The sequence below is a fragment of the Streptomyces sp. NPDC001922 genome, from assembly GCF_042891165.1.
Taxonomy (GTDB): Bacteria; Actinomycetota; Actinomycetes; order Streptomycetales; family Streptomycetaceae; genus Streptomyces.
The window spans coordinates 107,434-125,958 of record NZ_JBIASV010000009.1 but is presented as its reverse complement, the minus strand read 5'-3'; the positions used below and the strand labels follow the sequence as shown (position 1 = coordinate 125,958).

At 71.2% G+C, this 18,525-nt stretch carries 14 protein-coding genes and 2 tRNA genes; 3 read left to right on the top strand and 13 right to left on the bottom strand.

Translation table 11 applies throughout. The annotated features are described in order from the left end of the window. Positions 1–164: 164 nt before the first annotated feature. Positions 165–698, bottom strand: a complete 534-nt coding sequence (locus tag ACFYYR_RS18200; protein WP_351509157.1) for a peptidylprolyl isomerase — start codon at positions 696–698, stop codon at positions 165–167. Positions 699–1,021: 323 nt separating this feature from the next. Between ACFYYR_RS18200 and ACFYYR_RS18195 the strand changes: the two genes are divergently transcribed. Then, a complete protein-coding gene (locus tag ACFYYR_RS18195; protein WP_351509128.1) occupies positions 1,022–1,741 on the top strand; it encodes a DUF5324 family protein in 720 nt (239 codons plus the stop codon). 451 nt (positions 1,742–2,192) lie between these two features. Here ACFYYR_RS18195 and ACFYYR_RS18190 read toward each other — a convergent pair. Continuing rightward, a tRNA-Ala gene (locus tag ACFYYR_RS18190) sits at positions 2,193–2,265 on the bottom strand. Between the two features lie 162 nt (positions 2,266–2,427). Here ACFYYR_RS18190 and ACFYYR_RS18185 point away from each other — a divergent pair. Then, a complete protein-coding gene (locus tag ACFYYR_RS18185; protein ID WP_351509109.1) occupies positions 2,428–2,976 on the top strand; it encodes a DNA-binding protein in 549 nt (182 codons plus the stop codon). Between the two features lie 24 nt (positions 2,977–3,000). Next, the gene (locus tag ACFYYR_RS18180; protein ID WP_388853840.1) at positions 3,001–4,494 is read left to right on the top strand and encodes a protein kinase; all 1,494 of its coding nucleotides are present in this window, start codon (positions 3,001–3,003) and stop codon (positions 4,492–4,494) included. Between the two features lies 1 nt (position 4,495). On the opposite strand, the gene ACFYYR_RS18175 is transcribed toward ACFYYR_RS18180, so the two are convergent. The 11 genes from ACFYYR_RS18175 to dnaN all read right to left on the bottom strand — a co-directional run bounded on the left by ACFYYR_RS18175 (position 4,496) and on the right by dnaN (position 18,327). After that, a complete protein-coding gene (locus tag ACFYYR_RS18175) occupies positions 4,496–6,019 on the bottom strand; it encodes a hypothetical protein (protein WP_388853837.1) in 1,524 nt (507 codons plus the stop codon). Between the two features lie 8 nt (positions 6,020–6,027). Further along, complete coding sequence (locus tag ACFYYR_RS18170; RefSeq protein ID WP_388853834.1) at positions 6,028–7,953, bottom strand: VWA domain-containing protein; 1,926 nt, start codon at positions 7,951–7,953, stop codon at positions 6,028–6,030. Between the two features lie 148 nt (positions 7,954–8,101). Continuing rightward, on the bottom strand, positions 8,102–8,236 hold the full coding sequence (locus tag ACFYYR_RS18165) for a DLW-39 family protein (protein ID WP_003958712.1): 135 nt from the start codon (positions 8,234–8,236) through the stop codon (positions 8,102–8,104). Between the two features lie 158 nt (positions 8,237–8,394). Further along, positions 8,395–8,468: transfer RNA gene (locus tag ACFYYR_RS18160), tRNA-Ile, on the bottom strand. Positions 8,469–8,516: 48 nt separating this feature from the next. Continuing rightward, the gene (locus tag ACFYYR_RS18155) at positions 8,517–9,347 is read right to left on the bottom strand and encodes a DUF3566 domain-containing protein (RefSeq protein ID WP_388853831.1); all 831 of its coding nucleotides are present in this window, start codon (positions 9,345–9,347) and stop codon (positions 8,517–8,519) included. A gap of 3 nt (positions 9,348–9,350) precedes the next feature. Beyond that, positions 9,351–11,978, bottom strand: a complete 2,628-nt coding sequence (gene gyrA, locus ACFYYR_RS18150; RefSeq protein ID WP_388853828.1) for a DNA gyrase subunit A — start codon at positions 11,976–11,978, stop codon at positions 9,351–9,353. Positions 11,979–12,020: 42 nt separating this feature from the next. Then, on the bottom strand, positions 12,021–14,078 hold the full coding sequence (gene gyrB, locus ACFYYR_RS18145) for a DNA topoisomerase (ATP-hydrolyzing) subunit B (protein ID WP_388853825.1): 2,058 nt from the start codon (positions 14,076–14,078) through the stop codon (positions 12,021–12,023). A gap of 269 nt (positions 14,079–14,347) precedes the next feature. Continuing rightward, entirely contained in the window at positions 14,348–14,884 is a 537-nt protein-coding gene (locus ACFYYR_RS18140) for a DciA family protein (protein WP_351509095.1), read from the bottom strand. Next, entirely contained in the window at positions 14,884–16,065 is a 1,182-nt protein-coding gene (recF, locus tag ACFYYR_RS18135; RefSeq protein ID WP_388853822.1) for a DNA replication/repair protein RecF, read from the bottom strand. The genes ACFYYR_RS18140 and recF overlap by 1 nt, the downstream gene beginning before the upstream one ends. 81 nt (positions 16,066–16,146) lie before the next feature. Further along, on the bottom strand, positions 16,147–17,022 hold the full coding sequence (gene gnd, locus ACFYYR_RS18130; RefSeq protein ID WP_388853819.1) for a phosphogluconate dehydrogenase (NAD(+)-dependent, decarboxylating): 876 nt from the start codon (positions 17,020–17,022) through the stop codon (positions 16,147–16,149). A gap of 174 nt (positions 17,023–17,196) precedes the next feature. After that, positions 17,197–18,327, bottom strand: coding sequence for a DNA polymerase III subunit beta (dnaN, locus tag ACFYYR_RS18125; RefSeq protein WP_388854474.1), 1,131 nt, complete (start codon positions 18,325–18,327; stop codon positions 17,197–17,199). Positions 18,328–18,525 lie beyond the last annotated feature (198 nt).

The window sequence follows — 18,525 nt, the reverse complement described above, 5'->3', positions numbered from 1 at the left end:
CGGTGCACTCCTGCCGGGTGGCAGGCTCCCACCGGATGGCATGGGCCTGTCCGGTGCCCTCTCGGCCCGGACGCCCGCCCACCCGGTGTGTGCCCGCCGGGCGCGTGCCAAAGACCTGCCCCGCCCGTCATACGGACGGGCGGGGCAGTTCGGTTCCCGTTCGGTCAGCCCTCGCGGGTCTCCACGACGACCGACTCGATGACGACGTCCTGCAGCGGACGGTCGGTGCGCGGGTTGGTGTCGGCGGTCGCGATGGCGTCCACGACCTGCTGGCTCTTCGGGTCGACGACCTCACCGAAGATGCTGTGCTTGCCGGTCAGCCACGCCGTGGGCGAGACCGTGATGAAGAACTGCGAGCCGTTGGTGCCCGGGCCGGCGTTCGCCATGGCGAGCAGGTAGGGACGGTCGAAGGCGAGGTCCGGGTGGAACTCGTCACCGAACTCGTAGCCCGGGCCGCCCGTGCCGTTGCCCAGCGGGTCGCCGCCCTGGATCATGAAGCCGCTGATCACCCGGTGGAAGACCGTGCCGTCGTACAGCTTGTCCTGGGACCGCTTGCCGGTCTCCGGGTGGGTCCACTCGCGAGTGCCCTCGGCAAGCTCGACGAAGTTCTTGACCGTCTTCGGCGCGTGGTTCGGCAGGAGCCGGACCACGATGTCGCCGCGATTGGTCTTCAGGGTGGCGTAGAGCTGCTCAGCCACGATCTGCCTTCCGTAGTTCTCACTGACGTCCACCGATCCTCGCACGGACTTCGTCGCGACGAGTAGCCGCCGGACCGTTGGCGGGTGACGGAATGCCCGCCCGTGACGGGAGAGGCCGCTGTGGCGCCCCTGTCCTTCCTCTGCGGCGCCTCGGTCCGTGCTTTCGGGGAAGCCGTCCCCCCATCGGGTCGGGGAAGCCGTCCCCCCTTTCGGGGAACGTGACCCGGATGCCTGTCCACGCATGCCGTACGGACCCCGCAGGGGCATGATCTCTTATCGGGTGGAAAGGCGAAAACCGTACCGCCACCGAGGAGGAGGTTCCTGTGACCCGCATCGACAGCGTGCGCGCCGCGACCGGCACCGCGAAGGACAGCGTGCTGCACGCCGCGGAGGTGGTGGCGCCCTATGCCGGCACGGCGAAGGACCAGGCCGTGCAGTACGCGCACGAGGCCCGCGCACGGCTGGCGCCCAAGGTGTCCCAGGCCGCTCAGCAGGCCCGCGAGACCGCGCTCGTCCAGTACGACGCCCACCTCCAGCCCCGTATCCAGCACGGGCTGCACCAGGCCCGGGAATCGCTGCCGCCCAAGGTCGACGCCGCCGCCACCCGGGCCGCGAAGCGCGCCCGCAAGGCCGCGCGGCAGGCCGCCGAGTACACCGTGCCCCGGGTCGAGCAGGCGGTCGCCGCCGCCGAACCGGTGCGGGAGGAAGCGGTGGAACGCAGTGCCGCCGCCCTCGCCGCGCTGCGCGGCCAGGTGACCCGGGCCGAGGTCGAGAAACTGGTGCGGAAGCGCCGGCGCCGCGCCACCTGCGGCCGGGCCACCAAGCGCCTCCTGGTGATCGGCGCCGTCGCCGGAGCGGCCGTGGCCGCCTGGAAGTGGTGGGACCGGCAGGCCAACCCGGACTGGCTGGTCGAACCGCCCGCCGCCACGGAGCTCGGCGACCGTCCGCCGCTCACCTCGGTGGACGGCAGCGAGGCCCTGGACCCGGAGGTGCAGGCGAAGCAGGCGGAGGCGGACCAGCGCAAGCGGGGCGAACAGGGCTGAGCCGGCGGCGGCCCCGGTCGGCGCCGGCGGCGGTGCGGGCCGTGGCCGGCGCATCGCCGGCGCCGGTTCGGACCGCGGCTGGTCCGGCCCGTGCACGGGCTGCGGCTGCAGCTGTGCGACGCCTCGGATGGCGGGGGACCGCTCCTGGTCCCCCGCCATCCGTCGTATGAGCTCGCCGGGCCGTCCTGTTGCTTGATCCGCCGGATGCGGACCCGTGAACGGATCAATCCCTTGTCCTTGCCTGGGACTTCCGCCCGTGCAGAAGGCCTGCTCCGAGCAGTGGGCGGACCGCCACGGTCGACCGTCCGTGATGCCGGCCCGAGGAACCTCAGGGGCGCGGACCGGCCGGGCAGGGGAGCGCGCACGGGGAGCGGAGCGGCCGAGTGGGCACCAGGAGCGCGCAAAGAACCCCCTGACCGTCTCGAGCACAGGTCAGGGGGTTTCTCGGGAGTGGAGCCTAGGGGAGTCGAACCCCTGACATCTGCCATGCAAAGACAGCGCTCTACCAACTGAGCTAAGGCCCCGAGGGTGGGAAAGCCGGACGTTGCGCATCGCGCGCCGCCGACTGCCGCAGACCAGAGTACCGGGTGTTCGGGGGAACCCTGCAAAAGGATAAGGGACTCCCGATCGGCAATCACGCTCCGTAGGATGTCGCGCGAGGTTCGCAGCAGCGAAGGGGAGTCGGCATGGATGCAGCACAGCAGGAAGCCACAGCGAGAGCCCGGGAGCTGCAGCGCAGCTGGTACGGCGAGCCGCTCGGCGCACTGTTCCGCCGGCTGATCGACGACCTCGGCCTCAACCAGGCCCGGCTGGCCGCTGTGCTGGGACTGTCCGCCCCCATGCTGTCGCAGCTCATGAGCGGCCAGCGCGCGAAGATCGGCAACCCCGCGGTCGTGCAGCGGGTCCAAGCCCTCCAGGAGCTCGCGGGGCTCGTCGCCGACGGCAGCGTGAGCGCCGCCGAGGCCGCGGACCGCATGGAGGAGATCAAGAAGACCTCCGGCGGGTCCGTACTGAGCACCACCGCGCAGTCGACGCCGAGTTCGGGCGCTCCGACCGTGCGGCGGGTGGTCCGGGAGATCCAGTCGCTGCTGCGGTCGGTGGCCGCGGCGGGGGACATCATCGAGGCCGCGGACGCTCTCGCCCCGACCCAGCCGGAGCTGGCAGAGTTCCTCCGGGTGTACGGCGCCGGGCGGACCGCTGAGGCAGTCGCCCACTACGAGGCGCACCAAGGCTGACGGGCGAGGGGCTGACACGGGGCAATGGGTGAGGTCTTCGCCGGCCGGTACGAGCTGATCGATCCGATCGGACGCGGTGGGGTGGGCGCGGTCTGGCGCGCGTGGGACCAGCGGCGGCGGCGCTACGTCGCCGCCAAGGTGCTCCAGCAGAGCGACGCGCACACGCTGCTGCGGTTCGTGCGCGAACAGGCGCTGCGGATCGACCACCCGCACGTCCTGGCTCCGGCGAGCTGGGCCGCGGACGACGACAAGGTGCTGTTCACCATGGAGCTGGTGCGCGGCGGCTCTCTCGCCCATCTCATCGGCGACTACGGACCGCTGCCTCCCCGCTTCGTCTGCACCCTGCTCGACCAGCTGCTCGCGGGTCTCACCGCCGTGCACGCCGAAGGGGTGGTGCACCGCGACATCAAGCCCGCCAACATCCTGCTCGAGGCGACCGGTACCGGGCGTCCGCATCTGAGGCTCTCCGACTTCGGCATCTCGATGCGCAAGGGGGAGCCGCGGCTCACGGACACCAACTACGTGGTGGGGACGCCCGGTTACTTCGCCCCCGAGCAAATGCTGGGGGCGGAGCCGGACTTCACCGGGGACCTCTACGCAGTCGGTCTGGTGTCGGTGTTCCTGCTGACCGGGAGCAAGCCGGACTCCCAGGCCCTGGTCGAGCGCTTCACCTCCCACGGGGTGCCGAGCGCGCCGGAGGGCGTGCCGGAGCCGCTGTGGCAGGTGCTCGCGGGCCTTCTGCAGCCGGACCCACAGGCCCGCTTCCGGACGGCGACCGGCGCCCGCAAGGCCCTCACCGCCGCGGTCGAGATGCTGCCGGACACCACGCTCGAAGAGGAGGCCGTCGAGGTCTTCGACCACATCGGGCCGCTGCCCGCGGGGTTCGGCCCGGAGGGGCCCGCCTCCCGGAAGCCGGCCGACGGTGCCGCACCGGCCGAGGCGTCCGCGTCGATGTCGGCGACCGGAAGTTTCCCGCTCGCGCCGCCCGCGCAACCCGCCCAGCAGTCCGTCGCCCCGCAGTCCGCTGCCCCACAGCCTCCCGGAGCACTGCCCGGGCAGCCGAGCACTCCGCCGACGCCCGATGCCGTGCCGGGCGGCGGGGCGTACTCCCCGGCATCGGCTCACGCTCCGGCACCGCACTCCCCCGCGCCGGCGCATCCCCACGCGCCGGGGCACCCTCAGGTGCCGACGCACGCTCATCCAGCGGTGCCCGCCCAGCCTCCGGCCACTCCCACCGCTCCGGCACCTCGGACGCGGCATCCGGCGGCTCCTTCGCCCATGACGGCTCCGGACGCCTCCGGTGTCCCGGCGTCCGGCGTGCACGCTCAGCACACTCCCACCCGGCCGTACACCGCGGGGAGCCCGCAGGTTCCCGCGCCGCCGCCGGCCTCCTCCGCGGCGTCCCCGGCCCTCGCCCCGCAACGCCGACCGGGACCGCCCCCGAAGGTGGCGGTCCCGGTGCTGGCTCTTGCGCTGCTGTGCTTCGCGGTCGGCATCTGGGCACTGACCACGAGCTGAATCACCAGCCCTGCGACGGACCGTACGGCGGCGACCCCGGCTGCTGCGGTGCTTCCGGCGGGTACGGTCCCGGCTGCTGCCCCGGCCCGCCCGGCTGCTGAGGACGGGGAGACGCGGAGTGCTGTGGATGTGCCTGCGGCTGGTGATGCGGATGCGACTGATGGGGTACATGGGGCTGCTGAGCGCCTGCCGTGTCCACTGCTGAGGGCACCCGGTCCGGTGCCCCCGCAGCCGCCCCGGCCGCGCGCCGCCGCGCGGCGAGCGTCCACGCACCCAGCCCCAGCAGCAGGACCGTTCCGGCGCCGAACCCCGCGACGGCGACGAGCTGCCGGGAGTCGCTGCGCTCGCTCTCGGCGGCCGTCTGCCCCTGCTCCGCCATCTCGCGGTCCTCGTCACTGACCCCGAAGCCCGCCTTGACCGCGTCCCCCCGGTAGCGGGGCGCCGCCTTCGGCTCCCCCCTGACGTCGACACGCAGCGTGAGATCCGCGCCCTTCGGGAAGAACGCCTCGGTCTTCGGGTGCAGCGAGACCGCGAGGTAGTACCAGCCCGCGACGCACATCGGTGGGACCCCGGTCTCGGTACGGAAGCGGTTCCCGTACTCCACCGGCGCGGTGAACAGCGTGGCCGCCGTCTGCTTCCCCTGGTACGCGGCGAAGTTGTCGTCGTCCACCAGCCCGCGCGCCGGGTTGTAGACGGTCAGGCCGAGCGCCTCGGTGATGAAGGGGGCGGAGACGCCCTGCTGTCCTCCCGCGGCGTTCGGCAGTTCCGCGCTCAGGTTCAGCCGTTGCCCCCAGTCGACGGGGACCCGGAAGAAACGGGTCTCCCCGGGCCGGATCCGGTCCTTCCAGATGCCCTCGGCGACCGAGCGGGCGTCGTTGAAGCCCGTTCCGCCCCTGGCTTCCTTCCCGGCCGCGGTGCCGGTGAGCGGTGCGGGCGTCGCCGTGCTCCAACTCCCCGGTTCCCGCCCGGCGGACGCGCCGCCCTTCAGCCCCGGCTCGGACATGTAGCGGATCTCGATCGGCCAGCGGCCCGGATCCGAGGTGGCCTTCCCGCCGCGCTCCACCTTGAGGAAGTAGGGGCCGCCGCGCTGGCACTGGAGGTCGTCCGCACCGATCCGCCGGGTGGCGTGGTTCCCCAGGGGATAGGCCATGCCGTTGCCGGTGAAACTGACGTCGCCGCTGCCGCACTCGTTGCCGTCGTTGTCCTCCAGCACCACGTCGAGGCTGTCGCTGTAGTCATCGACCCTGGTTCCGGGCTTCGGTACCGCCACGGCCGAGACGAAGGCGGTGGACGTGGCGTCCAGCGTGACGCTGTAGTACCTGGTCTCACCGCGGCCGATGGAGTCGGTGTAGATGCCCGGCTCGATGGATTCGGCGTTCGCGCTGCTCGCCGTGCCCTCGACCGCCTCGGCGCCCTCGGCGGTCCGGTACTCCGGAAGCCCCTGCGCACCGTCGGCCACGGCGGTGCCGGGCACCGCGGCCACCGCGCACAGCGCCGCCAGCGCGGCGAGGCACCGCGTCCTCACATCCCGCGTCACCACGAGCCACCCCTCATCGGATCCGTCCTGTTCTTCCTGCGCGCCCGCCCGTAGGCCACCGCCAGGCCGGCGAGGAGCGCGACGCCGGTACCGCCCGCGACAGCGGCGATCACCGGACGGGAGGGCCATCCTCCACTGCCGCTGCCGCCGGTGCCGGCCGATCCGCCGGGATCACCGGCCTTCACCACGGGCGCGTGGTGCTCCGGTCCCGACTTCTCCCTGCCGAGCAGTGCGACGCGCAGGGTGACACCGATCTGCGGATTCTCGGCGATCTCGGCAGCGCCGGCGCCCAGCGTCACCGCGATGTAGAAGTCGCCGCGGTGATGGACGGGGATGACATCGGGGTGGTTCTCGTAGCGGTTGGTCCAGGCCACCGGCACGGTGCCCATCCGGAGCGCCATGGGCCGCCCCACGTAGATCTCCTGCTGCCCGAACTCCGTGGTGCCTCCGCCCACCGGGTGCCGGGCTGGGGTGTGGACCTCCGTCCTGCCGTAGGAGAACTTCCCGCCGAAGCCCCGCACCGTGGGCTCGTTGGCGAACTCCACGTCGTAGCGCAGCTGCTGGTTCCAGCCCACCGGGACCTTGTACCAAAGGGTCTGCGAGGGAAGGATCCTGTCCCGCCAGACTCCCCGGCCGATGGTCCGTGCGTCGTTGAACCCCGTCCCTCCGGTGACGTCCTTCGGGGCAGTGGTCGGCAGGTCGCCGTCCTCGGCCGCCGCCCCGTAGTCCGGCTGGGACCGGTCCGGGGTGACGCCCTTGGCCAGCGGCCTCTCGACGTCGAAGGTCAGCTCCAGCGGCCACCGCGCGGAGTCCGACCCCTCGGCGCCCCGGCGCTCGACCGACAGCCAGTACCGGCCGCTGTCGTCGCACAGGCCGTCGCCGCTCTCGGACGGGACGCGGCTGACCCCCGAAGTAATCGGGGCCGCGCCCTCGTTCTGCCCGAACATCCCGGTCTCGGACGTGCAGACGCTGCCCGGCGCGGACTCCACCTGGGCGGTCAGCCCGTCGATGCGGTCCACGGCCGCACCGGGCTGCGGCACTCCGGTGGCGGAGAAGTTCGCGGTGGACTTCCCGTCCAGTTCGACCGCGTAATAGCGCTTCTCGTTCGGACCGATGGTGTCCAGGAACTGCCCCGGTGCGAGCCGGGGAGCCCCGCCCGTGTCCGGGGCGCCGGTGACCTTCCGGCCCTTGAACCGGTAGCCGTCCGCCGACAGCTGTCCCGCGCGCTGGAGTTGCCGGGTCAGGGCCTTCGCGTCGGGTGCGTCGTAGTAACGGCCGTTTCCGGCCCCGGCGATGCACTCGAGCTGCTTGCGCGCCGTGCCGCGCACCTGGAAGCCGATCGCGTCGATCCGCAGGTCGACCCCGCTCCTGCCGAGCTCTTCGGCGACCTCGCACGGCGGCGGGTCCTGACAGTTGTCCTCGCCGTCCGAGATCAGCAGGATCGTGCGCTTGCCGATCGCCCCGCCCGGGTGCTCCGGGAGGTCGGCGGCGGCCTTGCGCAGCGACAGACCGATGGGGGTGTCGCCCTTGGGCTTCACCGCCGCCACGGCCCGCTTGAGGCCGGCCCGGTCCAGCGGTTTCACCGGCTGTGCCAGCTGGGTGTCGTCACAGCCCCGGGCCTTGTCGGCGCCGTAGACCCGCAGACCGGTCGGGTAGTTGTCGGGAAGCGAGTCCACCACGGTGCCGACTGCGCTGCGGGCAGCGGCGATCCGGGTGCGCCCGGATCCGTCGTCATCGGCCATCGAGCCCGAGGAGTCGAGCACCATCACCATGCTGCTGCGGCCGTTTCCGGCCGAGGCCGCTGCCGTCGCCGTCGTAGCGGCCGTGGCTCCGGCGGCGGCCGGTGGGAGAGAGACCAAGGCCCCCGCCAGCACCACACCCCCCAGCAGGCCCCGGGCCGTTCGGCGATGCGGTCGTGCCATGTCGTACGTCCCCTCCGCACCCTCTTGAAGTTTTGCTCCTGCAAGGTATTGCTTTGCTCAGGCAAACATCAAGAGGCGTGCGTCACGGTCCCGCAACAGCACGAAGCCCCGGCTGCACAGCAGCCGGGGCTTGTCAGGACTTGTCAGCTCACACACCCGAACCTGCGGGCACGGAGTCGGTCGCCTCCGTCCACAGATCCTGCTCGGCGCGATCCGCCTGGATCTGGCGGTACACGAGGAGCCCGCCGATGGCGGCCAGTGCGACCAGGAGAAGCTTCTTCACCGCGCGACCTCGTCTTTCTTTGACGTAGGGGACCTCTGCCGCCCGACTATACACACCGACCGATACCGATCGGTGACCTACACCGGAGCCAACTTCCCGACCCCGCCAACGAATCAGGCCCGGGCGGAGAATTCTCCGTCCGGGCCTGATCACCGCGGTGGGGCTAACAGGACTTGAACCTGTGGCCTCTTCCTTATCAGGGAAGCGCTCTAACCGTCTGAGCTATAGCCCCGCGCTGCACCGAAAGATTAGCGCACGTCGGGCGCAGTCCCAAAATCGGTTACTCGTCCTCCGCCAGCGTCAGCTCCACGCCGCCGACGAAGCCCGCCGACAGGTTGTAGATGAACGCCCCCAGCGTCGCCAGCGCCGTGGCCAGCACGACGTCGATGACGGCGATGATCGAGGTGAACGTCAGCACCCGCGGCAGCGACAGGAACGACGCCAGATCGAAGCCGCCGCCCTCGTTGGAGCCCGTGGCCTCGCTGATCGTGCTGCCGACCGTGGTGAAGACGCCCATCGCGTCCATGACCATCCAGAGCACCGCCACGGCCACGACCGTGCAGATGCCCAGGGCGATCGAGAGCAGGAAGCTGACCTTCATCACCGACCACGGGTCGGCCTTGGCCACCCGCAGCCGCGCCTTGCGGATGCGCGGGGCGGTACGGGCCGCCGCGCCGGTACGGGGCCGCTGCGCGGCCCCCTGCCCGCCGCCCTGCCCCTCACCGGCCGGCGCGGGGTAGGCCTGCGGCGGGTGGTACGGCCGGTCGGCCGCGGACCCGGCCCTGGCCTCGGGCTGCGGGAGCACCTTCCCGGACTGCGCCGGTGCGGGCTGCGCCGGTGCGGGCTGCGCCTGCGCCGGCTGGGCCTCCGCGGACTTCGCCGGTGCCGCTGCCTCGGGCTGCGCGGCGGCCTCCGGCTGGGCGCGGAGCGGGCGCGTGTCCGTCGTCGTGCCGCCGCCCTGGGAGCTCTTCTCCCGGGCGCCGTCCCGCGCGGACGCCGCCGCGGCGTCCCCGGAAGCACCACGGGCGCCGTCCGACGTGGTCGCGGACTCCGAGGAGGCTTTTTCCCCGGCTGTCGGACCGCCCGAACCGGCGCCCGTGGCTTTACTCACGACTTACTCCTCGTGTTCGTCCGCCGGGGCCTCGGTGCCCTCGGCAGCCTCCGGCGCGGCGCCTTCGACTGCGTCGGCGATCTCCTCGACCTCTTCAGCCACGCGACCGGCCTCGGCGTTCCGGGCGATACCGACCACGGCATCGCGCTTGCCCAGGTTGATCAGTTGAACACCCATGGTGTCACGGCCCGTTTCCCTGACTTCGCTGACCCGGGTACGGATCACACCGCCGCTCAGCGTGATGGCGAGGATCTCGTCGCTCTCCTCCACCACCAGCGCCCCGACCAGCGAACCCCGGTCCTCCACGATCTTGGCGGCCTTGATGCCGAGGCCACCGCGCCCCTGGACGCGGTAGTCGTCGACGTCGGTCCGCTTCGCGTATCCGCCGTCGGTGGCGGTGAAGACGAACGTACCCGGCCGGACGACATTCATCGAGAGCAGTTCGTCGTCCTCGCGGAAACTCATGCCCTTCACGCCCGAGGTGGCACGCCCCATCGGGCGCAGCGCGTCGTCCGTCGCCGTGAACCGGATCGACTGCGCCTTCTTGCTGACCAGCAGCAGATCGTCCTCCGAGGAGACCAGCTCCGCGCCGATGAGCTCGTCCTCGCGGCCGTCGTCCATCTCCCGGAGGTTGATCGCGATGACGCCGCCCGAGCGGGGCGAGTCGTAGTCCTTCAGCGGGGTCTTCTTCACCAGGCCGGACTTGGTGGCCAGCACCAGGTACGGGACGGCCTCGTAGTCCCGGATCGCCAGGATCTCGGCGATCTGCTCGTCCGGCTGGAAGGCCAGCAGGTTCGCCACGTGCTGCCCGCGGGCGTCCCGGCCGGCGTCCGGCAGCTCGTAGGCCTTCGCCCGGTACACCCGGCCCTTGTTGGTGAAGAACAGCAGCCAGTGGTGGGTGGTGGAGACGAAGAAGTGGTCGACGATGTCGTCCTGCTTCAGCTTCGTCCCGCGCACGCCCTTGCCGCCGCGCTTCTGCGACCGGTAGTCCTCGGTCTTGGTGCGCTTCACATAGCCGCCACGGGTGATCGTGACGACGATGTCCTCCTCGGCGATCAGGTCCTCGATGGACATGTCGCCCTCGAACGGCACCAGCTTGCTGCGCCGGTCGTCGCCGAACTTGTCGACGATCGCCGCGAGCTCCTCGCTGATGATCTGCCGCTGCCGCTCCGGCGAGGCCAGGATCGCGTTGTACTCATTGATCTTGGCCTGCAGCTCGTCGTGCTCCTGCACGATCTTCTGCCGCTCCAGGGCGGCCAGCCGGCGCAGCTGCATCTCCAGGATCGCGTTGGCCTGGATGTCGTCGATCTCCAGCAGGCCCATCAGGCCCTCGCGCGCGACGTCGACCGTCTCACTGCGCCGGATCAGCGCGATGACCTCGTCGATGGCGTCCAGCGCCTTGAGCAGACCGCGCAGGATGTGCGCCCGCTCCTCGGCCTTCTTCAGCCGGAACTTGGTGCGGCGGACGATGACCTCGACCTGGTGCGCCACCCAGTGCCGGATGAACGCGTCCAGCGAGAGCGTGCGCGGCACACCGTCGACCAGCGCCAGCATGTTGGCGCCGAAGTTCGTCTGCAGGTCGGTGTGCTTGTAGAGGTTGTTGAGGACCACCTTGGCGACGGCGTCCCGGCGCAGCACGATGACCAGCCGCTGGCCCGTCCGCGACGAGGTCTCGTCCCGGACGTCCGCGATCCCGCCGATCTTGCCGTCCTTCACCAGGTCGGCGATCTTCTGCGCGAGGTTGTCCGGGTTCACCTGGTACGGCAGTTCGGTGACGACCAGGCACTGCCGGCCCTGGATCTCCTCGACCTCGACGACCGCGCGCATGGTGATCGAGCCGCGCCCGGTCCGGTACGCCTCCTCGATGCCCTTGCGGCCGACGACCAGCGCACCGGTCGGGAAGTCCGGGCCCTTGATCCGCTCGATGAGGGCGTCCAGCAGCTCCTCGTGGGTGGCCTCGGGGTGCTCCAGCGCCCACTGCGCACCGGCCGCCACCTCCCGCAGGTTGTGCGGCGGGATGTTGGTGGCCATACCGACGGCGATACCGGCCGAGCCGTTGATCAGCAGGTTCGGGAAGCGGGCCGGCAGAACCGTCGGCTCCTGGTTCCGGCCGTCGTAGTTGTCCTGGAAGTCGACGGTGTTCTCGTCGATGTCCCGGAGCATCTCCATGGACAGCGGCGCCATCTTGCACTCGGTGTACCGCATGGCGGCCGCCGGGTCGTTGCCCGGGGAACCGAAGTTGCCGTTGGAGTCCACCAGCGGCATGCGCATGGACCAGGTCTGCGCCAGGCGCACCAGGGCGTCGTAGATGGAGGAGTCGCCGTGCGGGTGGTAGGTGCCCATGACGTCGCCCACGACGCGGGCGCACTTGTAGAAGCCCCGCTCGGGCCGGTAGCCGCCGTCGTACATCGCGTACAGGACGCGGCGGTGCACCGGCTTGAGGCCGTCACGGACGTCGGGCAGCGCTCGCGACACGATGACGGACATCGCGTAGTCGAGGTAGCTGCGCTGCATCTCCGTCTCGAGCCCGACGGGCTCGACGCGCATGCCCACGCCCTCGATGGCGGCGGGCAGGCCCTCCGGCGTGACGGTCTCGGGAAGATCGGGAGTGTCTGGGGTGTCGTCGGCCATGGCTGGTCGAAGTCCTTTCGAGGTGCGGCGTAACGGGCCGACTCAGATGTCGAGGAAGCGGACGTCCTTGGCGTTGCGCTGGATGAACGAGCGCCGCGCTTCGACGTCCTCACCCATCAGCACCGAGAACAGGTCGTCGGCCTGGGCGGCGTCGTCCAGGCTGACCTGGCCGAGGACACGGTGGTCGGTGTCCATCGTGGTGATGCGCAGCTCCTCCGCGTTCATCTCACCGAGACCCTTGAAGCGCTGGACGGAGTCGTCCTTGATGCGCTTGCCGTTCCGCCGGCCCATCTCGATCAGGGCGTTGCGCTCACGGTCCGAGTACGCGTACTCGAAGTCGTCACGGCCCCACTTGATCTTGTAGAGCGGCGGGCGGGAGAGGTAGACGTGTCCCGCCTCGACCAGCGGCCGCATGAAGCGGAAGAGGAAGGTCAGCAGCAGGGTGTTGATGTGCTGGCCGTCCACATCGGCGTCCGCCATCAGAATGATCTTGTGGTAGCGGAGCTTGTCGATGTCGAAGTCCTCGTGGACCCCGGTGCCGAAGGCCGAGATCAGCGCCTGGACCTCCTGGTTCTGGAGGATCTTGTCGACGCGGGCCTTCTCAACGTTCAGGATCTTGCCGCGGATCGGCAGGATGGCCTGGTACTGCGGGTTCCGGCCGGACTTGGCCGAGCCGCCGGCGGAGTCACCCTCGACGATGAAGATCTCGCACTTCGTCGGGTCGTTGGACTGGCAGTCGCTGAGCTTGCCCGGCAGCGACGCGCTCTCCAGCAGGCCCTTGCGGCGGGTCAGGTCGCGCGCCTTGCGGGCGGCGACCCGCGCCGTGGCGGCCTGGATGCCCTTGCGGATGATGTCCGCGGCCTCGTTGGGGTTGCGGTCGAGCCAGTCGGTCAGATGCTCGTGGACGATCTTCTGGACGAAGGTCTTCGCCTCCGTGTTGCCCAGCTTCGTCTTCGTCTGGCCCTCGAACTGCGGCTCGCCGAGCTTGACCGAGATGATCGCGGTCAGACCCTCGCGGATGTCCTCACCGGTGAGGTTGTCGTCGCGCTCCCGCAGCAGCTTCTTGTCGCGCGCGTAGCGGTTGATGAGACCGGTCAGCGCCGCGCGGAAGCCCTCCTCGTGAGTACCGCCCTCGTGGGTGTGGATCGTGTTGGCGAAGCTGTAGACACCCTCGCTGTACTGCGAGTTCCACTGCATCGCGATCTCCACCGAGAGCATCCGCTCCGTGTCCTCGGCGTCGATGTCGATCACCGTGGGGTGGATCAGGTCGCCCTTGCGGGAGTTCAGGTACTTCACGAAGTCGACGATGCCGCCCTCGTAGTAGTACCGGACGGAGAGCGGGTTGCCCTCCTCGTCGACGTGGTCGGGGCGCTCGTCCCGCAGCGAGATGGTGAGGCCCTTGTTCAGGAACGCCATCTCCTGGAAGCGCCGCGCCAGCGTCTCGAAGGAGTAGTCGGTGGTCTCGAAGATGTCCGGGTCGGCCCAGAAGGTGACCGAGGTGCCCGTGATGTCGACCGGCTCGTTCTTCGCCAGCGGGGCCGTCGGCACACCCAGCTTGTAGTCCTGGGTCCACCGGGAGCCGTCCCGCCGGACCTCGACCGAGACCTTGCTCGACAGGGCGTTCACCACGGAGACGCCGACGCCGTGCAGACCGCCGGAGACCGCGTAGCCGCCGCCGCCGAACTTGCCGCCGGCGTGCAGCACGGTCAGCACGACCTCGACCGCCGGCTTCCCCTCGGAGGGAACGATGTCGACGGGGATGCCGCGGCCGTTGTCCACGACGCGGACGCCGCCGTCCGGCAGGATCGTCACGTCGATGGTGTCGGCGTGCCCGGCCAGGGCCTCGTCGACGGAGTTGTCGACGACCTCGTACACCAGGTGGTGCAGACCCCGCTCACCGGTCGAGCCGATGTACATGCCGGGTCGCTTACGGACCGCGTCCAGACCCTCGAGGACCGTGATGGCGCTGGCGTCGTACGACGCCTTGCCGGTCGCCGACCCGTCGCCGGAGCTCGCGACGGCTCCGTCGGGGCTGGAAGCGGTGTTGTTCTCGTTGGGGTTGCCGGAATCGGCCACGAAGCGCCCTTTCTGGCACAGCACAAGCCGTCTCCGGGGCATGCAGGAGCGGCTGCGTCGTTCGACTTGTTCCGCGAGTGGGCGGGATTGCTCTCTAGTCTACCGGTAGCGCTGACATGAATGGGGGTTTGCGGGCGCCTGAGTCCGCATGTGCCGCCCTGAACCTCCATCGCCCGACTCCCCATATGCGGCCCAGGGCTCCAAGAGGCTCACGACGGCGCTCAGCGCTTCCGAGTGTCAACCCTTCGCTACGGTGAGGGACACCTCTTCCGCGACCCTCCGTCCCAGGGGCCTCACCCGTAGGTGTCACCCGGTCCGCGGCTGCCCGGGGAGCGCAGCGGACCGAAGCGACGGGGCGGCCCGCCGGGGCCCAGCACCTTGATCATTTTCACGGTGCCCTGCCCGAGGTCCGCGTTGAGGCGGGCCACCAGCTGCGGGGCCAGCAGCCGGAGCTGCGTCGCCCAGGCCGTCGAGTCGCACTGCACGGTCAGCACCCGCGCGTCCTCGTCGTACCGCTGCGGCTCGCAGTGCTGCGCCACCTCCGGGCCCACCATCTGCGGCCAGCGGCCCATCACCCCGCCGACCGCGGCCGGAGCCTCCCAGCCGCGCTCGGTGATCAGACGGTTGATCGCGGCGCCCAGCGGCAGCGGATCCCGGCCGTCCGCCCGGGCACCGGAGCGCAGCCCGCCGCGCCGCGCCTGCTTCTTCTGCTGCGCCGCCGCGCCACGGGCCCTGGCCTGCTCCTTCGCCGCACGCAGCGCGACCCGGGCGAGATCGACGCCCGACGGCTCCGCTCCGGGGGACTTCTCCGGGGGGCGGGACTCCGCCATCACGCGCCCGCCTTCTCGACGGTGCCGCCGGACACCGTGTAGCGGGCCCCCGCCAGCAGCCCCGGCACGTCCTCCGCCACCGCCGCGGTGACCAGCACCTGCTCACCCGGCGCCACCAGCTCGGCGAGCCGCTCGCGGCGCCTGGCGTCCAGCTCCGCGAAGACGTCGTCCAGGACGAGCACCGGTTCACCGGACCGGCGCGTCCCCTCCGGCACGGACGGATCCGCGCTGCCGAGGCTCTCGACGCGCAGCAGGTCGTACGAGGCCAGGCGCAGCGCGAGCGCGTACGACCAGGACTCGCCGTGGCTCGCGTAGCCCTTGGCCGGCAGCCGGCCGAGCTTGAGGACCAGATCGTCGCGGTGCGGGCCGACGAGCGTCACACCGCGCTCGATCTCCTGCTTCCGGGCGTCGCCGAGCGCGGCCAGCAGCAGCTGGTACAGCTCCTCCCGGGTGCCCGCGTCCGCCGCGCCCTCCCCGGCCGAGCCGCGGTACTCGAGCGCGACCGGGCCGCCGCCGGGCGCCAGTTGCTCGTACGCCTTGTCGGCGAGCGGCTGCAGGGCGGTGATCAGGTCCAGCCGCTGCGCCAGCAGCTCGGCACCCGCCCGGGCCAGATGCTGGTCCCAGACGTCGAGGGTGGACAGGTCGAGCGACCGCCCGCCGTGCCGGCGGGCCATCGCCGCGCTCTTCAGCAGGGTGTTCCGCTGCTTGAGCACGCGGTCGTAGTCGGAACGCACGCCCGCCATCCGCGGAGAGCGGGCGGTGATCAGCTCGTCGAGGAAGCGGCGCCGCTCGCCGGGGTCGCCCTTGACCAGCGCCAGGTCCTCCGGGGCGAACAGGACCGAGCGCACGATGCCGACCACGTCACGCGGCCTGACCTGCGAGGACCGGTTGATCCGGGCCCGGTTCGCGCGGCCCGGGTTCAGCTCCAGCTCGATCAGCTGCCGGCGCTCGTCCTGAACGACCGACGCCCGGAGGATCGCCCGCTCGGCGCCGGCCCGCACCAGCGGGGCGTCCGAGGACACCCGGTGACTGCCCAGTGTCGCGAGATAGCCGACCGCCTCGACCAGGTTGGTCTTGCCCTGCCCGTTGGGGCCCACGAAGGCCGTGACGCCCGGCTCGAGCGGGACCTCGACCCGGGCGTACGAGCGGAAGTCGGAGAGCGACAGGTGCGATACGTACATGACGCGCTGCGGCTGCGGACGCCGCCGACCTCCCTTGAGCTGTGTGACTGTGGCGGCCGGGGAGACCTCCCCGGCCCCGGATCAGACCGACTCGACCGCGTGGCCGCCGAACTGGTTGCGCAGCGCGGCGATCATCTTCATCTGCGGGGAGTCGTCCTGGCGGGACGCGAAGCGCGCGAAGAGCGACGCCGTGATCGCGGGCAGCGGCACCGCGTGGTCGATGGCCGCCTCGACGGTCCAGCGGCCCTCGCCGGAGTCCGCCGCGTAGCCGCGCAGCTTCTGCAGGTGCTCGTCCTCGTCCAGGGCGTTGACCGCCAGGTCGAGCAGCCAGGAACGGATGACGGTCCCCTCCTGCCAGCTGCGGAAGACCTCGCGGACGTCGGTGACGGAGTCGACGGCCTCCAGCAGCTCCCAGCCCTCGGCGTAGGCCTGCATCATCGCGTACTCGATGCCGTTGTGGACCATCTTCGCGAAGTGCCCGGCGCCGACCTTGCCTGCGTGGACCGAGCCGAACTCGCCCGCCGGCTTGAGGGCGTCGAAGACCGGCTGGACCTTCGCCACATGCTCGGCGTCGCCGCCGTACATCAGGGCGTAGCCGTTCTCCAGGCCCCAGACGCCGCCGGAGACACCGCAGTCCACGAAGCCGATGCCGCGGTGGGCCAGCTGCTCCGCGTGCTTCTCGTCGTCGGTCCAGCGGGAGTTCCCGCCGTCGACGACGACATCGCCGGGCGACAGGAGCTCGGCCAGCTCGTCGATGGTGGTCTGGGTGGCGATTCCGGCCGGGACCATGACCCACACCACCCGCGGGCCCTTGAGCTTGCCCACCAGCTCCTCGAGGCTGTGGACATCCGCGAGGTCCGGGTTGCGGTCGTATCCGATGACGGTGTGGCCTGCCTGGCGGATGCGCTCGCGCATGTTGCCGCCCATTTTGCCGAGACCGATCAGACCGAGCTCCATCAGTGCCCCTTCATAGCGTTGCGTACCTGCGGTCGAGCCTACGCCCGGTCACCGGTGCTCACCTGTGGGCTCGGCCGCTCAGCCGACCGCCCCGGGGCGATGCCTCCGCACCGACCGACGCGCGCGGCGTTTCGGCAGGTGGGAGGCCCGGTGGCGGCCGGCGGAAGCCGTGGCTCAGCCGCTCAGCCGCACCGGCATGATCAGGTACTTGTACGCGTCGTCCGCCTCGGCGTCCACGGCGGGCTTGCCGCTCAGCAGCGCCGGCTTGGTGGACGTGGTGAAGGACAGCTGGGCCACCGGGGAGTCGATGGCGCTGAGGCCCTCGAGGAGGAAGCCCGGGTTGAAGGCGATGGAGATGTCGTCGCCCTCGAGCCGGCAGTCGACGCGCTCCACAGCCTGTGCGTCGTCGCTCGACCCGGCCTCCAGGATCAGCACACCCTGCTCGAAGCTCAGCCGGACCGGGGTGTTCCGCTCCGCGACCAGCGCCACACGCTTGACCGCGTCCACGAACGGGGCGGTCTCGATCACCGCGACCGAGTTGAACTCGGTCGGGAAGAGCGTCCGGTACTTCGGCAGGTCGCCCTCGAGCAGGCGGGTGGTGGTACGGCGCCCGGCACCCTCGAACCCGATCAGGCCCTCGCCCGCGCCGGAGCCGGCCAGGGCGATGCTCACGGTGTCACCGCTGGTCAGCGACTTGGCGGTGTCGAGGAGCGTCTTGGCGGGCACCAGGGCGACGGCGGAGACGTCCGGCGTCTCGGGCTTCCACAGGAACTCGCGGACGGCGAAGCGGTAGCGGTCGGTGGCGGCCAGCGTGACGGTGTCGCCCTCGATCTCGACCCGCACACCGGTGAGCACGGGCAGCGTGTCGTCACGGCCGGCGGCGATGGCGACCTGGGCGGCGGCCGCGGCGAAGACGTCACCGGGGACGGTGCCGGTGGCGGTCGGCATCTGGGGCAGCGCCGGGTACTCCTCCACCGGGAGGGTGTGCAGGGTGAAGCGGGAGGAACCGCAGACCACGGTCACCCGCACCCCGTCCGTGGAGATCTCCACGGGCCTGTTGGGAAGGGCGCGGCAGATGTCGGCCAGCAGCCGGCCGGAGACGAGGACGGTGCCGCCCTCCTCCACGTCCGCGTCGACGGAGACCCGGGCCGACACCTCGTAGTCGAAGCCGGAGAGGCTCAGGGAGCTCTCCTCCGCCTTCAGCAGCAGGCCCGCGAGGACGGGCACCGGCGGACGGGCCGGGAGGCTGCGGGCTGCCCAGGCCACCGCCTCCGCGAGTACATCGCGTTCCACCCGGATCTTCACCGGAACCGCCTCCTGCTGTTGCTCACTCGCCCTGCTGGCCTTCTTCGTCGTCGGCACCGGATCCTCCGGCCGGAGGCAGGGCCGATGCCGGAGACCAGTCTGACGCACGCCACGGACAGTCGGTGCGGCTCGGGGTCAAGTCGTTGCGAGGGGTCCCGGTCGCTCCGGGGCCGAGTTGTGCACAGGGCCCGTTTCCAG